This is a genomic window from Vibrio sp. Vb1574, assembly GCF_033338675.1.
The window spans coordinates 1-1579 of record NZ_JAWOTC010000156.1; the positions used below are offsets into that span (position 1 = coordinate 1).

Annotated in this window: 2 protein-coding genes; both read left to right on the forward strand. The window is 42.4% G+C overall.

Annotation, left to right across the window (positions count from 1 at the left end):
- Positions 1–518: 518 nt before the first annotated feature.
- Positions 519–1157 (forward strand): YchE family NAAT transporter, encoded by a 639-nt coding sequence (locus R7O12_RS24370; RefSeq protein ID WP_005461786.1) that lies wholly within the window; start codon positions 519–521, stop codon positions 1155–1157.
- Positions 1158–1192: 35 nt separating this feature from the next.
- On the forward strand, positions 1193–1579 hold a 387-nt coding region (locus tag R7O12_RS24375), incomplete at its 3' end, for an ion transporter (RefSeq protein ID WP_318126611.1).

Below are 1579 nucleotides of genomic sequence, written 5' to 3' on the forward strand. Positions count from 1 at the left end.
TAAAAGAAACTACAACAACCTGTAAAAAAGTTTCATTTTTAGCCAACAAAATTACATGTAGGCCTAATTTTTTGTGCTACTGAGAGTATATCGAATCAAATACATCTCTCTACAAACCACCTTGGTTTTTATCAAAAATGTGCGAATGTTAACGTTTGTGTAAAACAGCACAATTTCACAGCAACATCCTATATAACATTTCACCTTCAGATTAGATACATTTTATTAAAAAATTAGTTTTTCTCACAAATAGTGGGGTCAATACGTTAGTTTTTTTCATTTCTTCCTAATGCACTTTTGCCTTACATTTAGCGCCGAAAACCAATCTGGAATCTGGTAAGTAGATGTTCCAATAATTGCGCAGAAATTCGATAAGAACAAAGGTGCGTATCGCAGTTATCCATCCCTTTCTAACTGTAGTCACCTCCCACGAATTTACTTAGCAACAAAACCCGATAGATTGGTGTAAATTTACCCTTTCCGTTTTTCACTAATGTGAACATTTACGAGTACGCAATATGCAGACTTTAGAGCTAGCCATTTTCCTGCAGTTTTTCTTGGGGTTGGTTGCCGCCGTTAACCCTGTAGGCATCATGCCTGTTTTCGTGTCTTTAAGCGGACATATGACACCAGAAGAAAAGATCAAAACCGCGACAACAGCCAATGTGGCAGTGGCCGTGATCCTGATCATTTCCCTGCTTGCAGGTCAGTTACTGTTGGATATGTTCAGTATTTCACTGGATTCATTCCGAGTGGCAGGTGGCTTGCTGCTGTTAAGCATCGCCTTTTCGATGATGAGCGGTAAGCTCGGTGAGGATAAGCAGAACAAACAAGAAAAATCTGAATACGTTAGCCGCGAACAGATCGGCGTTGTACCACTAGCGATGCCACTAATGGCTGGTCCTGGTGCAATCAGCTCAACAATCGTTTATGGCGCGCGTTACCCAAGTATGTTCGATACCGTGGGCATCGTTATCACGATTGGTCTGTTTTGCCTTTGTTCTTGGTTGCTATTTCGTTCGGCACCTTTGATCGTTCGTTTCTTGGGTCAAACAGGCATCAACGTGATCACACGTATCATGGGTTTGATTCTTGGTGCGCTAGGCATCGAGTTTATTGCAAACGGCTTACGTAACTTGTTCCCTGGATTAGCCTGATTTTATTAATGACGTTATGATAGAGCGATTCAACAATGGATCGCTTTGTCATGACGACTCACTCTCTAAAAAATACACTTTACGTCACTATATTTGGCACCCACACCAAAGCCGGCCGTGCTTTTGATATCGCGCTTATTATTGCCATCATCAGCTCGTTAGCCGTTCTCGTTCTAGATTCCATTCCCTCGGTACGTGCCGAGTGGGCAAAAGAACTGAAGTACCTTGAATACACCTTCACCGGCCTGTTTACCATTGAGTACTTGCTACGTCTGTATTGCTCGCCAAAACCGGTGGCGTACGCAAAAAGTTTCTACGGTATTGTCGATCTGTTGGCGATCATCCCAACTTACTTAGTATTGTTCTTCCCATCCGCCTCTTTCATGGGCGTGATCAGAGCACTACGTGTGATGCGTATTTTT